This is a genomic window from Ruegeria atlantica, from assembly GCF_013033965.1.
GTDB lineage: Bacteria > Pseudomonadota > Alphaproteobacteria > Rhodobacterales > Rhodobacteraceae > Ruegeria > Ruegeria atlantica_D.
This window is the reverse complement of record NZ_WQFE01000001.1, coordinates 432,942-450,836: the sequence shown is the minus strand read 5'-3', so window position 1 is coordinate 450,836 and position 17,895 is coordinate 432,942. Positions and strand designations below refer to the sequence as shown.

At 58.1% G+C, this 17,895-nt stretch carries 16 protein-coding genes; 11 read left to right on the top strand and 5 right to left on the bottom strand.

All coding sequences use genetic code 11. The features are described 5' to 3' along the window. Positions 1–35 precede the first annotated feature (35 nt). Positions 36–497: an Lrp/AsnC family transcriptional regulator gene (locus tag GOW16_RS02275; protein WP_170409813.1), complete on the bottom strand. Its 462-nt coding sequence runs from the start codon at positions 495–497 to the stop codon at positions 36–38. 103 nt (positions 498–600) lie between these two features. On the opposite strand from GOW16_RS02275, the gene GOW16_RS02270 reads away from it, so the two are divergent. From GOW16_RS02270 to GOW16_RS02255, 4 genes are all read left to right on the top strand, one after another. After that, positions 601–2,016 (top strand): aminotransferase class V-fold PLP-dependent enzyme, encoded by a 1,416-nt coding sequence (locus GOW16_RS02270; protein WP_170409812.1) that lies wholly within the window; start codon positions 601–603, stop codon positions 2,014–2,016. A 64-nt stretch (positions 2,017–2,080) separates the two neighbouring features. Beyond that, a complete protein-coding gene (gene hisC, locus GOW16_RS02265) occupies positions 2,081–3,166 on the top strand; it encodes a histidinol-phosphate transaminase (protein ID WP_170409811.1) in 1,086 nt (361 codons plus the stop codon). Beyond that, on the top strand, positions 3,163–4,083 hold the full coding sequence (locus GOW16_RS02260) for a prephenate/arogenate dehydrogenase family protein (protein WP_170409810.1): 921 nt from the start codon (positions 3,163–3,165) through the stop codon (positions 4,081–4,083). Before hisC ends, GOW16_RS02260 begins: the two co-directional genes overlap by 4 nt. Further along, positions 4,080–4,916: an extensin-like domain-containing protein gene (locus GOW16_RS02255; RefSeq protein ID WP_254429659.1), complete on the top strand. Its 837-nt coding sequence runs from the start codon at positions 4,080–4,082 to the stop codon at positions 4,914–4,916. The genes GOW16_RS02260 and GOW16_RS02255 overlap by 4 nt, the downstream gene beginning before the upstream one ends. Here GOW16_RS02255 and GOW16_RS02250 read toward each other — a convergent pair. Further along, positions 4,913–5,914, bottom strand: a complete 1,002-nt coding sequence (locus GOW16_RS02250; protein ID WP_170409809.1) for a DUF2125 domain-containing protein — start codon at positions 5,912–5,914, stop codon at positions 4,913–4,915. The two genes, GOW16_RS02255 and GOW16_RS02250, sit on opposite strands and share 4 nt — an antisense overlap. A 67-nt stretch (positions 5,915–5,981) precedes the next feature. Here GOW16_RS02250 and GOW16_RS02245 point away from each other — a divergent pair, with 67 nt between their 5' ends. From GOW16_RS02245 to GOW16_RS02235, 3 genes are all read left to right on the top strand, one after another. Next, positions 5,982–6,512, top strand: a complete 531-nt coding sequence (locus GOW16_RS02245) for a gamma-glutamylcyclotransferase (protein WP_170409808.1) — start codon at positions 5,982–5,984, stop codon at positions 6,510–6,512. A gap of 69 nt (positions 6,513–6,581) precedes the next feature. Beyond that, positions 6,582–7,760 (top strand): biopolymer transporter ExbB, encoded by a 1,179-nt coding sequence (locus GOW16_RS02240; protein ID WP_170409807.1) that lies wholly within the window; start codon positions 6,582–6,584, stop codon positions 7,758–7,760. Positions 7,761–7,763: 3 nt separating this feature from the next. Further along, positions 7,764–9,464: a peptidoglycan -binding protein gene (locus GOW16_RS02235; protein WP_170409806.1), complete on the top strand. Its 1,701-nt coding sequence runs from the start codon at positions 7,764–7,766 to the stop codon at positions 9,462–9,464. Positions 9,465–9,489: 25 nt separating this feature from the next. Here GOW16_RS02235 and GOW16_RS02230 read toward each other — a convergent pair whose 3' ends face one another. From GOW16_RS02230 to gloB, 3 genes are all read right to left on the bottom strand, one after another. Further along, entirely contained in the window at positions 9,490–10,377 is an 888-nt protein-coding gene (locus GOW16_RS02230) for a YHYH protein (RefSeq protein WP_170409805.1), read from the bottom strand. Positions 10,378–10,514: 137 nt separating this feature from the next. Next, a complete protein-coding gene (gene clpA / locus GOW16_RS02225) occupies positions 10,515–12,839 on the bottom strand; it encodes an ATP-dependent Clp protease ATP-binding subunit ClpA (RefSeq protein WP_170409804.1) in 2,325 nt (774 codons plus the stop codon). A 172-nt stretch (positions 12,840–13,011) separates the two neighbouring features. Further along, entirely contained in the window at positions 13,012–13,779 is a 768-nt protein-coding gene (gloB, locus tag GOW16_RS02220) for a hydroxyacylglutathione hydrolase (RefSeq protein ID WP_170409803.1), read from the bottom strand. A 61-nt stretch (positions 13,780–13,840) separates the two neighbouring features. On the opposite strand from gloB, the gene GOW16_RS02215 reads away from it, so the two are divergent. The 4 genes from GOW16_RS02215 (at position 13,841) to GOW16_RS02200 (ending at position 17,877) form a co-directional block, all read left to right on the top strand. Next, positions 13,841–14,575, top strand: coding sequence for a class I SAM-dependent methyltransferase (locus GOW16_RS02215; protein ID WP_170409802.1), 735 nt, complete (start codon positions 13,841–13,843; stop codon positions 14,573–14,575). 311 nt (positions 14,576–14,886) lie between these two features. Further along, positions 14,887–15,447 carry a F0F1 ATP synthase subunit delta gene (locus tag GOW16_RS02210; protein ID WP_170409801.1) on the top strand — a complete coding sequence of 187 codons (561 nt, stop codon included), beginning with the start codon at positions 14,887–14,889 and terminating at the stop codon, positions 15,445–15,447. After that, the gene (atpA, locus tag GOW16_RS02205) at positions 15,448–16,986 is read left to right on the top strand and encodes a F0F1 ATP synthase subunit alpha (protein ID WP_170409800.1); all 1,539 of its coding nucleotides are present in this window, start codon (positions 15,448–15,450) and stop codon (positions 16,984–16,986) included. Between the two features lie 15 nt (positions 16,987–17,001). Beyond that, complete coding sequence (locus GOW16_RS02200; protein ID WP_170409799.1) at positions 17,002–17,877, top strand: F0F1 ATP synthase subunit gamma; 876 nt, start codon at positions 17,002–17,004, stop codon at positions 17,875–17,877. Positions 17,878–17,895: the final 18 nt, after the last annotated feature.

Below are 17,895 nucleotides of genomic sequence, written 5' to 3'. Positions count from 1 at the left end.
TTCCCCAAGATACTTAAAGCCAGATGAAGAGCGGATCAGATCGGCAAGGGACGCGCTTCGGCAATCGCTTCCATGGCGAAATATGACGTCACACTGTCCAGTTCGACCTTGTCGATCAATCGCTGATACACCTTGTCATATGATGTCATATCCTGTGTTACGACTTTCAACTGATAGTCATAATCGCCACCGATGCGATGAAAATCCACTACCTCGGGGATAGTCAGGACATGGCTGCGAAAAGCCTGCAGCCATTCCGCGGAATGGTGCCGGGTACGCAGCATGACAAAGACCACAAGGCTTAACCCCAGTTTCTCGCGGGCGATACGCGCGGTTGATCCGGTAATGACGCCATTCTCGTTCAAAGCTTTCAGCCTGCGCCAACAGGCGTTTTGCGACAGACCGACCCGATCGGCCAACTCTCTCTGAGACAAGGTTGCGTCTGTTTGAAGTTCACGCAGGATGCGCTTGTCAATCTGATCTATTTTTTCACTCATACCGAAGCATATGACACAACATATGAGAAATCCATCCAAAGAAAGGTGAAGTTTCCGCATCAGGTTTCAATCATATTTGATGGTGCAATATGGAGACTTACTCATGACCTTGTCCAAATTTCGCGCAGACCTCCAATCCACCACTCGCAATTCAACCCTGCGCGATGGGCTGATCGGAGAGAATGTTCTGATCCCCGGTTTGAATGGGGACGTGCCGCTAGTCTATGCGGATTACGTCGCTTCGGGTCGTGCGCTGCGGCAGGTAGAGGATTTTGTCGCCCATGAGGTGCTGCCTTTCTATGCCAACAGCCACACCGAGGCCTCCTATTGCGGGTCTTACATGACCCGTCTGCGCCGCGAAGCGCGCGCAGAAATAGCCCGCATTGTTGGAGCAAAGGAAGAGGACGCGGTGATCTTCACCGGGTCCGGTGCCACTGCGGGTCTTAACCGGCTGGTCAGTTTGATGGGAATTGAGGGGGCTGACCGGCCGGTTGTCCTGATTGGACCATACGAGCATCATTCCAACATTTTGCCCTGGCGGGAAAGTAAGGCGCGGGTCATCGAAATACCCGAAGCGTCCGAAGGCGGCGTCGATCTGGGTGCGCTTGAACAGGCGTTGGTGGACAATGCCGGTTCCGATCTGATCATCGGTTCCTTCTCGGCGGCATCCAATGTGACCGGCATCATAACTGATCCAGATCCGATCACCCGGTTGCTCAAGGCACATGGGGCCATGTCGATCTGGGATTATGCAGGTGGCGGACCGTATCTGCCAATGGACATGGGGCCAGAGGATGCGCGCAAGGACGCCATTGTCGTGTCGCCACATAAGTTTCCGGGCGGGCCAGGTGCGTCAGGAGTGCTGATCGTCAATCAGGGCGCCGTCCAGCGCACATCCCCCAGTTGGCCCGGTGGTGGCACGGTCAGTTTCGTTTCGCCCTGGCGCCATGACTACAGCGAAGATCTCGCCACACGTGAAGAAGCCGGAACGCCCAACGTTATCGGGGATATCCGCGCGGCGCTGGCTTTCATCGTCAAGGACGTCGCCGGTACAGATGAGATCGCCAAACGCGAAGCCAGGTACAATGAAATAGCGTTGAAAGGGTGGGGCGACAATCCAAACCTGACCTTGCTGGGCACAGACAATCCGCACCGTTTGCCGATCTATTCTTTCCTTGTTCGTGACAACTCCGGTCGGCCGGTACACCAGCAGCTGTTTACGCGGATGCTCAGCGATATCTACGGTATTCAGGCGCGTGGTGGCTGTGCCTGCGCCGGACCATATGCGCATCGATTGTTGGGTATCGATCGCCCGACCTCGGAGGCATTGCATGCCGCTTTGTCCGCAGGAGAAGAGATGAAGAAACCGGGTTGGGTGCGTCTGAACTTCTCGTACCTGATGAGCGAAGAGACGGTTCAGTTTATCATCGACAGCGTCAATGACTTGTCCCGCCGGACCGAGGAATTCGCCCCCTATTACAATGCCGACCCGGCGACGGCTCGCTTCAAAGCAGCGTGACGGAATTGCCGCTTTTCTCAACGCGTTGAGACGGGTATGAGAGGCTCCAACAACGGAGCCTCTTATGAACAAGATCACCCCGCAACCCGGCATTATGGACATCGCGCTCTATCAGGGCGGCCAGTCGCATGTGGCCGGGGTCGAGCACGTGATCAAGCTCAGTTCGAACGAAAATCCGTTTGGCCCAAGCCCCAAGGCGATCGAAGCGGTGCGCGATAGCGCGGCAACGCTTCATCGCTATCCCAGCACCGACCACGCCAGCCTGCGCGCGGCAATCGGCGAGCGTCACGCGCTGGACCCGGCACGACTTATCTGCGGCGTTGGCAGTGACGAAGTCCTGCAGTTCATCGCTCAGGCCTATGCTGGCCCGGGGGATGAGGTCATCTATACCGAGCACGGGTTTTCGATGTACCCGATCATCGCCCGCATGGCTGGTGCAACCCCAGTGATGGTGGCCGAGCATGACCGCCACGTGGATGTCGACAATATTTTGGCTGCCGTGAACGACCGGACGCGGATTGTGTTTGTGACAAACCCAGGCAACCCGACCTCGACCATGATCCCCGAGGCTGAATTGCTGCGTCTGGCCGAAGCATTGCCTAAGACCTGCCTGATGGTGATCGACGGGGCCTATGCCGAGTTTGTCGATGGGTTCGACGGTGGTGCATCGCTGGTGGACCGGTTTGACAACGTGATCATGACGCGGACCTTTTCCAAGGTGTACGGTCTGGGCGGAATGCGTGTCGGTTGGGGCTATGCCGCGCAGTCGATTATCGACGTGCTGAATCGGGTGCGCCAGCCGTTCAACCTGTCCTTGACCGCGTTGGCTGCTGCAGAGGCAGCGGTGAATGACGTGGAATTCCTGTCCTTCTGCCAGGCCGAAAATGCGCGGCTGCGGGTGTGGTTGTCGGAAGAACTGGCCAAGATCGGCGTGCCGTCGGACACGTCCTGCACCAATTTCATCCTGGCCCGCTTTGCCAATCAGGCACAGGCCGAGGCGTGTGACGACTATCTCAAGACCCAGGGTTTGATCGTGCGTCGCGTGGCGGGCTACAACCTGCCAAACGCTCTGCGGATCACCGTGGGCGACGAAGAAGCTTGCCGCCGGGTTATTGCGGCCATCACTGCGTTCAAAGGGGGTGCCGCATGAGCCAAGTTTACGACCGTGTGGCCTTGATCGGGCTGGGCCTGATCGCTTCATCCATGTTTTGGGCGATCAAACGCGCCGGGCTTGCGGGCGAAGTGACCGGTTATGCCCGGTCCGAGGCCACCCGCGACACGGCCCGACGTATCGGCCTATGTGATCGCGTCTGCGATACCGCGCAAGAAGCGGTCGAGGGCGCGGATCTGGTCGTTCTCTGTGTTCCTGTCGGCGCGATGGGCGCGGTGGCAAAGGACATTACGTCTGTCCTGAAGCCCGGGGCGACTGTGACCGATGTCGGCTCAGTCAAGCGCCACGTCATACAGGCCGTTGGACCGGAGATCCCGGAAGGTGTGCATTTCATCCCCGCGCACCCGCTGGCCGGAACGGAACATTCGGGTCCGGAATCCGGTTTCGCCGAGCTGTTTGACAACCGCTGGTGCCTGTTGGTGCCGGTTGATGGATCGGACCCGGACGCGATTGCCCGTTTGCGGGCGCTGTGGGAAGGCATGGGGTCAAATGTCGATGAAATGGATGCGGATCACCATGACCTGGTTCTGGCCGTCACCTCGCATGCGCCGCACCTGATCGCCTACACGATGGTTGGGGTCGCGGATGATCTGCGCCGGGTCACCGATACCGAGGTGATCAAGTATTCTGCGGCTGGATTTCGGGACTTCACCCGCATCGCGGCCTCGGACCCGACCATGTGGCGCGACGTTTTCCTGACAAACAAGGATGCGACGCTAGAGATCCTTGGCCGCTTCACCGAAGAACTGTTCGCCTTGCAGCGCGCAATCAGAACAGGTGACGGCGAGCAGCTTTTCGACTATTTCACCCGTACACGCGCGATCCGCCGTGGCATTATTGATGCCGGGCAGGACACGGATGCGCCTGATTTCGGACGGGGAAAAACGACTCCATGATGCACAGCTGGAGAACCATTCTGATCGGGTTTGCGGCGCTTTGCGCAGCGTCGGCTCAGGCTGGTTCACTGGAACGTTCACTGATACCAATGTCGCGGCCTCAGGCGGCAATGGCCGTTCTCAGCAGTGCAATGCCAAAACTACCTCCAGCGACCATACGCCCGGAATTGCGGCCCGCATCCCCACAGGTTTTGGCGGTCGCGGCGCGGCCAACGGATCTGCCTTTGCTGGGACCGGACACGTCGCTGATGCCTTACCTGCGGCCCAAAGCCCTTGAACAAGAGGCCTTCTTCAAAAAGCGCAAACTGCGCAAAGGCTCCGTTTGCGGAGACATCGATATTCAGGGCAAAGCAGTTGGCAAAGTGCCGGGCAGGATCAAGGCTTGCGGAATCAAGGACGCTGTGCAGATCACCTCGATCTCGGGCGTAGCGCTCAGCCGCCCGTCCACGATGGATTGTGGAACAGCAATTGCGTTGAACAAGTGGGTGGAGAAAACGGTCAAGCCTACGTTCAAGCGACGCGGGCCGGTGGTTCAATTGCAGGTTGCCGCTCACTACGCGTGTCGGACGCGTAACAACCGCAAAGGCGCTCGCATTTCCGAACACGGAAAAGGTCGCGCGATCGATATCTCGGCCTTCAAGATGGCCGACGGAGAGGTTGTGACGGTCCTGAGCGGTTGGCGCAAGAACCCGTCACAAAAACAACTGGTCAAGATCTGGCGCGAAGCGTGCGGGCCGTTTGGCACTGTATTGGGGCCAAACGCGGACCGGTATCATCGGGATCATTTCCATCTGGATACCGCCCGCCACCGTCGCGGGCCATACTGCCGTTAACGCAAGATCAGGCGAGGGGCAGGGCCCAACGGCAAGGGGCCAAGTGCCACGAAGCCGTCGCGGAAGTTCAATTGCAGATCCAGCGCATTTGGGTTTCCGCCTAGCCCGGCCATGAAATTCAACGCACGTGTCACCGGATCAACGGCCTGATCGGGCAGGGCGCCTGCTGCATTGGCCATGGCAATCATATCGCGCCAGTTTTCAGCTTTGACTGCGATCTCGCCTGTTGGGATACCCTGGTGGTCAATATCGAGCTCGCCTGCTGCAAACAGACGCAACGCTCCCCACTTCATCTCCGCCAGTTTCAGGTCAATCTTTACCGGCTGTGGTCTGCTTTGTTCCAGCGCTGTACGATCCCACGGCTTGTTAAACGTGGTTGTCATGTCCACCTCCAGCGTCTCAAACGCCTGCGGCAACGTGGTCGCCGAACGCATCAGGTCGCGCAGGCCGTCCCCTGGCGTAAACCCATCGATGCGGGCACCCATGGCATAGGTCACTGGGATGGAGGTTTGCTCCATGACCAATGTCAACGTATCGCCTCCGGCCAGGGCTTCGGCGTCATCGGTGATCAACCACGGACCAGCGGTCAAAGCCATTTTTTCCAGCACCAGTGCCACACCGGGCTGGAGTTGCAACTCGGCTTGCAAGTCGTTGGCTTCGATTGTTGCAGTCTGATCAAAATAGGACAGGCGCTGGGGTGTGTCGGCGAAGCGCAGCACTTGGCGACCGGGCCAGATCGCTGGGCTTTGAAATTCGATCCAATCAGCACTCCATGCGGTGCCGTTAACCGGGTCAGCCAAAGCAGGATTGTTCAGGCGGGTGACATGGCTCAGCGGATATCCCGCCGTCGAGACATCAGAAAACTCCGCCTGCCAACCCTGTTCCTGCTGCTTGTCGAACCAAGCGGTGATTGCGTTGCGCAATCCGAATCCGGCAACGAACCAATAGGCGCTCCAGACAACCATTAAGAAAATGACTACTCGTATTAGACCGCGCATGGCAGATGGCCCTTTTTCCCGCGTTGAAATTGATGTTTATAGGCCCAAACGGGCAAGGACCAGAGCTATGACGATGTGGGTTTTCGGATATGGATCATTGCTGTGGAATCCGGGCTTTCCGGTGGCGCGCAGCGAACACGCCACGCTGCATGGGTATGCCCGGTCATTCTGCATGAGTTCAATTCACCACCGCGGAACCGAAGAACACCCCGGTCTAGTGCTGGCGCTGGATGAACAGGCCGATGCCAATTGCACTGGCTTGGCACTTGCGGTCGAGGCCGGCCATGAAGAGCGCACCTTGCATGACTTGCGCGAGCGCGAGCTGATTTCGTCCGCCTATGTCGAGAAAATGCTGGATGTGCATTTGAATACTGGCGAGGTGGTCACCGCCGTGACTTATGTGATCGACGCGGATCACGTCCAATACTGCGGCGGCATGCCGTTGGAAGAGCAGGCGCAGATCATTGCGCATGCGGTTGGCGGGCGTGGTCCGAATACGGAATACCTGTACAATACAGCGGAACATCTGGCCGAGATCGACCTGCGCGATCCCGATCTTGAGTGGTTAGCGCAACGGGTGCGCAGCATCACAGCATAAATCCTTGGCGTCACCGGCGGATTTTGGCTAGATTCGGGCCAGAGCAGGCAAAAACCGGGAAACACGCGCATGGCGCAGGCACATCAGGGCGCGAGACCCCATTTCTCGCATCCCATCCGTCAGATTGTGATGATGTTGGTCGCAATTGGGTTGGCGGGTTTGGGCGTCTTCATGGCGCTGCCTTATGTAATGCCGGTGTTTCAGGCCAATCCCTACCTGAACGGTTTTATCATTCTGGTATTTATTATCGGCGTCTTCGCCTGTTTCTATCAGGTGACACAGCTGATTGGCTCAGTCCGGTGGATTGAGGCATTTGTTGGCGGCGTTGTCCGCGAAGACGCGCGCACGCCGCAATTGCTGGCGCCTTTGGCCTCGTTGCTGCGCGAACGCGGTGCGCGGTCGCAGATCAGCTCCAGTTCGACTCGGTCGATACTGGATTCGGTCGCTGAACGCGTTGAGGAAGAGCGTGAGATCACGCGCTATATCACCAATGTTCTGATCTACTTGGGTCTTTTGGGGACGTTCTTTGGGTTGGCAACCACGGTCCCGGCCATTGTCGACACGATTCGCAGCCTGAACCCCCAAGAAGGCGAAGAAGGACTGGCCGTTTTCAACCGCCTGATGGTGGGCCTTGAGGCCCAGTTGCAAGGCATGGGGGTGGCATTCGGTTCATCACTGCTTGGTCTTGCGGGATCATTGATCGTCGGTCTGTTGGAACTGTTCGCAGGACACGGTCAAAACCGGTTTTACCGCGAGCTTGAGGAATGGTTGTCCTCGATCACCCGCGTTGGCTTTGCCGCGGCAGAAGAAGGCGGCGCAGAGATTGCGGTTCTCACACCTGTTCTGGACGCGATGTCTGAACAGATGGACGCGCTGCAGGACCTGTTTTCGGCGCAGGAATCTGACCGGGCTGCCGTTTCGGTCAAACTGGGCCAATTGGTTGACGCGATCGGTGAGATGAATGTGCGCCAGTCCGAATCCGAAGGGGTGACGTCCGCATTGGAACGCGTGGCCCTTGGGCAAGACGCCTTGCTGGATCACATGCGTGATCAGGGAACAGGGGATGGAATTGACGCCGAAAGCCGAATGCGTCTGCGGTCGATGGACGTTCAGCTTTTGCGTATCCTCGAAGAAATCTCGGCCGGGCGTCAGGAAAGCATGAGCGAGCTGCGCAAGGATATCGAATTGCTGGTCAAAGCCCTGACATTGCCCCGAGGCGCCGTGCGCACCGCTCCGGAAGGAGAGTAATCTATGGCTCTGTCCCGCCGCACAGGTCAGCGTTTCCAGGGCTCGGTTTGGCCGGGCTTTGTTGACGCGATCACTGGGTTGCTGATGGTGCTGACCTTTGTTCTGACCATCTTTATGGTGGTTCAGTTCGTGTTACGTGAAACCATTTCCGGGCAAGAAGACGAACTAACCGCATTATCTGATGAAGTCGCGGCGCTGGCCGGGGCATTGGGTTTGGAAGAGCGGGAGAATAGCCGTTTGGAGGCGCGCCTTGGGGCGTTGAACGCGACCCTGTCGCAAACCGAGGATACGCTGGCGCGGGCTGAAGTAGACTTGGCCCTGTCTCAGGCGCGGATTACGGATTTCGAAGCTCAGGTCGCCGCGCTTCTGACGGATCAGGAACGGGCTCGCGGCGCAATCGCAACATTGGAAGCTCAGCGGGCCAAACTGCTGGAAGACCAAGAGGCGTTGAACCTTGCACTGGCGCAAAGCCGGTCAGAGATCGACGAACAGGCTGAAGCCGCCCGGCTGGCGGCAGCCCAACGCGAGGCGCTGGAGGCTTTGGTTGCAGACCTTGAACAAAGCGATGCGGCGCAATCCACCCGGATCAGTGAACTGGAAGAACAGCTTGGCGCGGAAGAAGCCGCCAAACTGGCCGAGGCCGCCGCCGCCGAAAACCTGCGCAACCGTTTGCAGGACGCAGATGCCGAGCTGACGGCGATGACATTGGCACTGGAAGCGCAGCGCAAGGAAGCTGAGGATACGCTGACCCTGCTTGCCGCTGCACAGGCGGCCAAGGCCGAGCTTGAGCGCCAATTTGGTGCGCTGGACACGAATGAGCTGCAGGCGCAACTACAAGCCGCCTTGGCTGCACAGACCGAGGCACAGGCTGAGGCTCAAACGCAGCGTTCGCTAGCCGAGGAACGCGCGAACCTATTGGCTGTGGCTCGTGAAACGATTTCTGCCGAGAAAACGATTTCCGCAAAAGCGCAGCGAGAAACGGCATTGTTAAACCAGCAGATGGCAGCGCTCCGCCAACAACTTGGCGGGTTGCAGGCCCTGTTGGACGACTATGAAGAGCGCAATGCGGCTGCGGACATTCGCATTCAGACCCTGGGCCAGGACCTGAACGCGGCTTTGGCCCGCGCAGCCTCGGAAGAGCGTCGACGGCGTCTTCTGGAAGAGGCTGAACGAATCCGATTGGAAGCCGAGGCTGAAGCTTTGTCTGGCCAAAATCAGGAACTGGCAGCGCAGGCCGAAGACCTGCAGCGCTACCGCTCAGAGTTCTTTGGAAGGCTGCGCGACGTGCTTGGGGATGAGGAAGGCGTTCGCATAGAAGGCGACCGATTTGTGTTCTCGTCCGAAGTTCTGTTTGACACCGGTTCGGCCGTTTTGTCACCGGTCGGACAGCAGGAGGTCGCCAAGGTGGCCAATATCCTGCGCAGCGTCGCGGCTGAAATCCCCGAGGGTCTGAATTGGGTGATCCGCGTCGATGGTCACACCGATAATGTGCCACTTGCCGGTTCCGGGCGCTATCGCGACAACTGGGAGCTTAGCCAGGGCCGTGCCTTGTCAGTGGTGCGCTACATGGTCGATGCGCTGGGCATCCCGCCGAACAGGCTGGCCGCAAACGGGTTTGGTGAGTTCCAGCCCGTAAACCCGGCGGACACCCCGGAGGCCCGGGCACAAAACCGCCGAATCGAGCTGAAACTCACCGAAAGGTAACCGAGGCACTCGTTAAAGGTACGGGTCAGCGACGACCGAACCGAAAGCTGTTATCCGGCTTACCAGCAAAGCAGCGCGGGATGACCGGGTAACTTTCGGTCAGGAAATAGGCATATGTTCCCGATGGATATTCAGGCGAAACCGTAAAGGCTCCGTTACATTCATCCAGATTTCCGGCACCCGCGACATAGGTATAGTCTTCGTTGAACGTGCCATCATGTTTACCGCTGGGCTTCTCCCCTCCGGGGCGATTGCCGCTTTTCAGCTGATAGGAAGACTTCATTTGCGTCACTTCCCCGTCCACAACACCAGTCATCGCATAGATCGGAAAGCCGTCAGCGGCGTATCCGATTAGCGGTGAATGACGGCTGGGTGAATAGTTCAGCAGTTCAATAAAACCCGTGGGGATGCCGTGGTAATGGTATTTTCCATTGGGTTGAACATGCGCATAGTTCTCGTCGAACCCCAGCGTAATCGCGCCCCCAAGCGCATTGTAGGACCAGCCCGAACGGGGATTGCCCTGCCAGAATTCAGCAGCCAGCGGGTCAAATACGACCCCGTTCAGAGACACACCAAAATTCCATCCCATTTCGAGCGGGGTCGTGGATCCATTGGACTGCGGATTGGTCGGCACCTTCAGGTTGATGCGTTGTTCGGAAATCCTGTGCGGGTTGCCCCGGTTTGGAAAGCGCCCGACAAGGTGATCGGGGATCCCATTGGCCGAGACGCGCAAAGTGTCGTGGGTCGCGGAGATCTCAGAGTGGCTGTTTCCTGGATCAACCGTTGCGGCCTGCAGGCGCAGCGGTCGCGTTTCTGTTTCGTCGTGATACCGAAATCTGTGCTGGGCGGTTGCAATGGCGGCAACAGCGGAAAGAGCGAAAGCAACACTCCAAACAGCGACGGTTCTGGTCATCAAGATCTCCTTTGCGGTTCAACTGTGATATTGAAACGCACAGGCATGGCTGTTCCGTCGAAATCGTTTGCGGCGGAAATGAAATCGCCCGGCTGTTGGACAAACCGGGCGACTAATTTTGTTGGGCGGTAGCGGACTTAATCCGCGGTCAAAAGCGGAGGCTTGTCGCCTGGAATACGTGGTTGATCAGGACCAAGGATTTGCAGGTTCAAATCGCCCTTCTTGACGGAAACGCGAACCACGCCGCCTTTGGCCAGCTTGCCGAACAGCAACTCTTCGGCCAGAGGCTTCTTGATGTGTTCCTGAATGACGCGGCCCAATGGACGCGCACCCATTTTATCGTCATACCCTTTGTCCGCCAGCCATTCGGCGGCTTTGGGGGTCAGGTCGATGGTCACATTTCGATCCAGCAATTGCGCCTCAAGCTGCAGGACGAATTTCTCGACAACCTGCAGGATGACCTCTTTCGGCAGCGGCGCGAAGGATATCACGGCATCCAGACGGTTGCGGAATTCCGGCGTGAACATCCGCTCGATGGCAGCGGTATCCTCGCCCTCGCGGCGGTCGCGGCCAAAGCCGATGGCGGCCTTGGCCTGTTCCTGCGCACCCGCGTTCGAGGTCATGATCAGAACCACGTTGCGGAAATTCACCGTGCGACCGTTGTGATCGGTCAGTTCACCGTGATCCATCACCTGCAACAGGATGTTGAACACGTCCGGGTGCGCTTTCTCAATCTCGTCCAGCAACAGTACACAATGCGGATGCTGGTCGACGCCATCCGTCAGCAGGCCACCTTGGTCAAACCCAACATAGCCCGGAGGCGCACCGATCAGACGGGAAACAGCGTGTTTCTCCATGTATTCCGACATGTCGAACCGCAGCAGTTCCACACCCAGTGTATCTGCCAGCTGTTTCGCGACCTCGGTTTTACCCACGCCAGTCGGGCCGGCGAACAGGTAGTTGCCGATGGGTTTTTCGGGCTCACGCAGACCAGCACGGGCCAATTTGATCGCGCTGGACAGTGCCTCGATCGCCAGATCCTGGCCAAACACCACACGTTTCAACGAGGCTTCGAGGTCTTTCAGCACCTCGGCATCGTCCTTGGTGACGTTCTTGGGCGGGATGCGGGCGATCTTGGCGACGACCGCCTCGATTTCCTTGACCCCGATAGTCTTGCGCCGTTTGCTTTCTGCAACGAGATGCTGCGCCGCTCCGGCCTCATCGATTACGTCGATGGCCTTGTCGGGCAGTTTGCGGTCATTGATATAGCGAGCGGACAGCTCTACCGCAGTCTTGATGGCGTCAGCGGTATACTTGATCTCATGATGCTCTTCGAAGTAGGGCTTGAGACCGCGCAGGATTTTTACGCTGTCTTCGACCGAAGGTTCATTCACGTCGATCTTCTGGAACCGGCGGCTGAGCGCGCGGTCTTTTTCGAAATGTTGACGGAACTCCTTATATGTGGTCGAGCCCATGGTGCGCAGCTTGCCGCCCTGCAAGGCAGGTTTCAGCAGGTTCGACGCGTCCATCGCGCCGCCCGAAGTGGCACCGGCACCAATCACGGTGTGAATCTCATCGATGAACAACACGGCGTCGGGGTGGTCTTCCAGCTCGGTCACGACCGCTTTCAGACGTTCCTCGAAGTCACCGCGATAACGCGTGCCTGCAAGCAGAGCGCCCATGTCGAGGGAATAGATCGTAGTCTCAGACAACACATCCGGCGCTTCGCCACCGACGATCTTGTGCGCCAGACCTTCCGCGATGGCCGTTTTGCCCACGCCCGGATCACCCACCAGCAGCGGGTTGTTCTTGCGACGGCGGCATAGCACCTGAATACAACGCTCGACCTCATCGGCGCGACCGATCAGCGGGTCCACATCGCCCGCACGCGATTTCGCGTTCAGATCAATGCAGTACTTTCCAAGCGCACTTTCTTTCTGATCGCCCTCGGCAGAGCCGGATTGAACCTCTTCTTCGACCTGATCTGCGCCGGAAACTGAGCGGTTCTCGCCGTAGGCGGGGTCCTTGGCCACACCATGCGCGATGAAGTTCACGGCGTCATAGCGGGTCATATCCTGTTCCTGCAGGAAATAGGCGGCATTGCTTTCGCGTTCGGCGAAGATCGCAACCAGCACGTTCGCGCCGGTTACTTCAGTCCGGCCTGAACTTTGGACGTGGATCGCTGCGCGCTGAATAACGCGCTGGAAGGCGGCCGTTGGCACGGCCTCAGAACCGTCAATGTCCGTGACCAGGTTGGAAAGGTCTTCGTCAATGAACTCGACCAGGGTGCTGCGCAGTTCGTCCAGATCGACGCTGCAGGCTTTCATGACACGGATCGCGTCGGGTTCTTCAAGCAACGCCAGAAGCAGATGCTCTAGCGTGGCAAATTCGTGACGCCGTTCATTCGCAGCCGCCAAGGCCGCGTGGATGGCTTGTTCTAATGTGCTCGAGAATGAAGGCACGCGGGTGCTCCTCTGTCTTGGGTCGAAAAGGGGCAGGCTTCGGCCGGTACCCCATCCAACCATGTCCTCATACTATTAGAGTTTGGTTGATCGTGGCCCGGCTTCAAGGGTTTTCTTACTCTTGACAGTCACATTTAACGTGACCGTGGCCGTGAGGAAGGCAATTTGGGTATTAGAAGCGGTCTTTTCTAGCCCTGATTTCCGCAAAAACTTCAGCGGGCTTCGCGTTCTGCATGCCCAAATGTGCCTGTATCGACGGGTCAGCGGCTCGCAAGAAGGGGTTTGTAGCCTTTTCGAGCGCCAGAGATGACGGCACGGTGGGTTCTCCGGCGGCGCGGGCGCGATCGATATCGGCGACACGCTGCTGCAATGCAGCGTTGTCCGGATCGACGGTCACAGCGAATTTTGCATTGGACTGCGTGTACTCATGCCCTGAACAGACGAGTGTGTCGTCGGGCAGGGCGGCCAGCTTGCTGAGAGAAGACCACATCTGAGGCGCTGTACCCTCGAACAAGCGCCCACACCCCAATGCCATGAGGCTGTCTGCTGTGAAAACCGCCGCGCTGCCCGGCAAATAATAGGCGACATGGCCAATTGTATGGCCGGAAACGTCCAGCACCTTCACCGGCTCACCGCCGAATTCAAATGTGTCCCCATCGCTGACCTGCTGATCCAGCGCAGGCAGGCGATGCGCATCTGCTGCCGCTCCAATCACTTTGGCTTTGTGGCTCTCCAAAATGGTGGGCAGGCCATCGACATGGTCCCAATGGTGATGGGTCAGCAGAACATGGGTCAGAGCCCAGCCACGTTTTTCCAGTTCGGCCAAAATGGGGCCTGCCTCAGGCGCGTCGACCAGTGCGGTGTTGCCGCTAACGGGATCATGCGCCAGAAAGGCGTAGTTATCGCTGAGACATGGGATGGTGACGATCTCAAGAGGCATGGTCTTTTGCCCTTTCGTTGCTAGACTGCGCCCAGCTAAGCCGATTGACTGGGTGTCTGCAATGCATCTTGATGTGCAGGATTTAAGGAACTTCTACTATCGTAGCACTCTGGGTCGTGCCGCGCAGGCGGCGATCCGTGGGCGTCTGACTGAGCATTGGCCCGAGGCCAAAGGGCAAACCGTGGCAGGATTCGGTTTCGCGGTACCTTTGCTGCGTCCTTATCTTGCGGATGCCCGCCGCGTCATTGGCCTGATGCCGGGCCCGCAAGGTGTCATGCCCTGGCCGGCTGGTATGCCCAATGTGTCGGTTCTGACCGAAGAAACCTTGTGGCCGATTGAAACCGGCCACGTCGATAAGCTTATCGTGATGCACGGGCTTGAGACCTCGCAACGGCCCAGCGAGCTGTTGAGCGAGTGTTGGCGCGTGTTGGGGCCGGGGGGGCGTGCGTACTTTATCGTGCCCAACCGGGCGGGGTTGTGGTCGCGGACCGACAAGACCCCGTTCGGCTTTGGCCGACCCTATTCCGCCTCGCAGCTAGAAAGCCAGCTCAAGGCGCATCACTTTATCCCCGAAAGCCATTGCTCGGCGCTTTACCTTCCACCATCGTTTCGCCGTTTCTGGTTGAAATCGGCAAACCTAATCGAAAAGACCGGTCAACGGCTACCCACGATTATGGCGGGCGGTGTACTGATGGTTGAGGTGACAAAACACATCCGTCCGCCCAGTGGCAGCGTCACCAAAGATGCGGAACGTCGTCCAATCAAAGCGCTGGATGGGCTGCTGAAGCCAGCCTGAACCGCGCGGCCCATTTCCCGCTTCAAATCGCAAAAAATGAGGGAAAAAGGACACAGGAATCGCAAAAACCTACACTTTCGTAACATTTTTCGCCCGCTTAAGTCGGATAAAAGGGTCGCACCCGCCTTAAGCGACTGAAATCAAACATTTTGTGGATAAGCCTGTTGCCGTGATAATATATTGCTAGCTGGGTTCGGCTCTGCTAGACCCCCGGTGATTTTGATCCCCGACCGTCTGGCCGGGGTTTCTTCACGCCCCCGGGGTAGCTGCCGCAACGCGAATTCGGGGCCCAAAATATCGGAAGGGTGGACGTGTCCGAACCAGCTTCGATTTCCACAGGCATCGCCGAGCGCTATGCCACCGCGATCTTTGAGATCGCCAAAGAGAATAACGACCTCGCAGGTCTGGAAACCGGAATCAACGATCTGGCAGCAGCATTGGGCGACAGCGCCGAACTGCGCGACCTGATTGCATCGCCTCTGGTTTCGCGCGCCGAACAGGAAGGCGCCATTACCGCAATCGCTGACAAAATGGGTTTGCACGCCATCCTGCGCAACACGCTGGGTCTGATGGCGCAGAAACGCCGTTTGTTTGTTGTGCCGCAACTGGTGCAGGTTCTGCGCGACATGCTGGCTGATGAGCGGGGTGAAGTGACCGCCGATGTTGCGTCGGCCAAGGCGCTGACCAAGACACAAATGGAAAAACTGTCCAAAACGCTGTCCGAGCGTGTGGGCAAGACCGTGACAATCAATGCGACCGTGGATGAAAGCCTCATCGGCGGTCTTGTCGTTAAAGTGGGCTCGAAAATGATCGATAGTTCGATCCGTTCGAAGCTGAACTCCCTACAGAATGCAATGAAAGAGGTCGGATAAATGGGAATCCAAGCTGCAGAGATTTCTGCAATCCTGAAGGACCAGATCAAGAATTTTGGTCAGGAAGCCGAAGTGGCCGAGATCGGCCGCGTGCTGAGCGTCGGTGACGGGATTGCCCGTGTATACGGCCTGGACAACGTGCAAGCCGGTGAGATGGTCGAATTCCCCGGTGGCATCATGGGCATGGCCCTGAACCTGGAGAGCGACAACGTCGGTGTCGTTATCTTCGGTTCCGACCGTGACATCAAAGAAGGTGACACTGTTAAGCGTACCAACTCGATCGTGGACGTTCCGATCGGTGACGAGCTGCTGGGCCGCGTTGTAGACGGTCTGGGCAACCCGCTGGACGGAAAAGGCCCGATCAACGCAACCAAGCGTGGCGTTGCAGACGTCAAAGCCCCCGGCATCATCCCGCGTAAATCGGTGCACGAACCGATGGCAACCGGCCTGAAATCGGTTGACGCGATGATCCCGATTGGCCGTGGCCAGCGTGAGCTGATTATTGGTGACCGTCAGACCGGTAAAACCGCCGTTGCTCTGGACGCGATCCTGAACCAGAAATCCTACAACGACGCTGCAGGCGACGACGAGTCGAAGAAACTGTACTGCGTTTACGTTGCGATCGGACAAAAGCGTTCGACCGTTGCGCAGCTGGTGAAGAAACTGGAAGAGTCCGGCGCGATTGACTACTCGATCGTTGTGGCCGCAACGGCGTCCGACCCGGCTCCGATGCAGTTCCTGGCACCTTACGCCGCAACCGCGATGGCCGAATACTTCCGCGACAACGGTCGCCACGCGCTGATCATCTATGATGACCTGTCGAAACAGGCTGTGTCTTATCGTCAGATGTCCCTGCTGCTGCGCCGTCCGCCCGGACGTGAAGCCTATCCCGGTGACGTTTTTTACCTCCACTCCCGTCTGCTGGAACGTTCGGCGAAGCTGAACGAAGACTTCGGTGCGGGCTCGCTGACCGCTCTGCCGGTTATCGAAACTCAGGGCGGTGACGTTTCGGCGTTTATTCCAACCAACGTGATCTCGATCACCGACGGTCAGATCTTCCTTGAAACCGAACTGTTCTATCAGGGCATCCGTCCTGCTGTGAACACTGGTCTGTCGGTTTCGCGTGTGGGCTCCTCGGCTCAGACCAACTCGATGAAGTCGGTTGCCGGTCCGGTTAAGCTGGAACTGGCTCAGTACCGCGAAATGGCTGCGTTTGCGCAGTTCGGTTCCGACCTCGACGCCGCGACCCAGCAGTTGCTGAACCGTGGTGCGCGTCTGACCGAGCTGATGAAACAGCCGCAGTATTCGCCGCTGACCAACGCTGAAATCGTCTGCGTCATCTTCGCCGGTACCAATGGCTACCTCGACAAGATCGACGTGTCCGATGTTGGCCGTTATGAAGCTGGCCTGCTGGCGCACCTGCGCGGCAAGCACGCCGACCTGCTTCAGTGGATCACCGACGAAGATCCCAAGATCAAGGGTGATGCTTCCGACAAGATCAAGGCTGCGCTGGACGAATACGCCGCAACCTTCGCTTAAGGGAGAGGCGGGCATATGCCAAATCTTAAGGACCTTAAAAACAGGATCGAGTCGGTCAAATCGACCCGCAAGATCACCAAGGCCATGCAGATGGTCGCGGCTGCAAAATTGCGCCGCGCCCAGGAATCTGCCGAAGCCTCGCGTCCCTATGCTGAACGGTTCAATGCCGTGATGGCGGGGCTGGCGGCATCGGTCGGGGGCAGCGACAGCGCCCCCAAGCTGCTCCGTGGTACGGGCAGTGATGATGTCCACCTGCTGGTTGTCATGACAGCTGAACGCGGCCTGTGTGGCGGCTTCAACTCGAGCATCGCCAAGCTGGCCCGTGTCAAAGCGGAAGAGCTGCGCCTGAAAGGCAAGACGGTCAAGGTTTTGACTGTCGGCAAAAAGGGCCGCGACGCCCTCAAGCGTGATCTTGGTGATCTGTTCGTTGGACATGTCGACCTGAGCGAAGTCAAGCGTCTGGGGTACACCAACGCGCAGGACATCGCTAAGGACGTTCTGTCCCGCTTCGACGGGGGTGAGTTTGACGTTGCCACGATCTTCTATTCGAAGTTCGTCAACGTTGTGACCCAGATCCCGACGGCACAACAGGTCATCCCTGCCTCGTTCGAGGACACCGAGGGTGACGACAGTGGTGCCGTGTTCGACTATGAGCCCAGCGAAGAGGCCATTCTGGCCGACCTGCTGCCCAAGGGGGTTGCGACTGCAGTCTTCTCGGCTCTGCTCGAAAACGGAGCCTCGGAACAGGGTGCACGGATGTCCGCGATGGACAACGCAACACGCAACGCGGGTGAGATGATCGACAAACTGACGATCCAGTTCAACCGCTCGCGTCAGGCCGTGATCACCAACGAGCTGATTGAAATTATTTCCGGCGCCGAAGCGCTGTAAGATAACCGGAGACGAAAC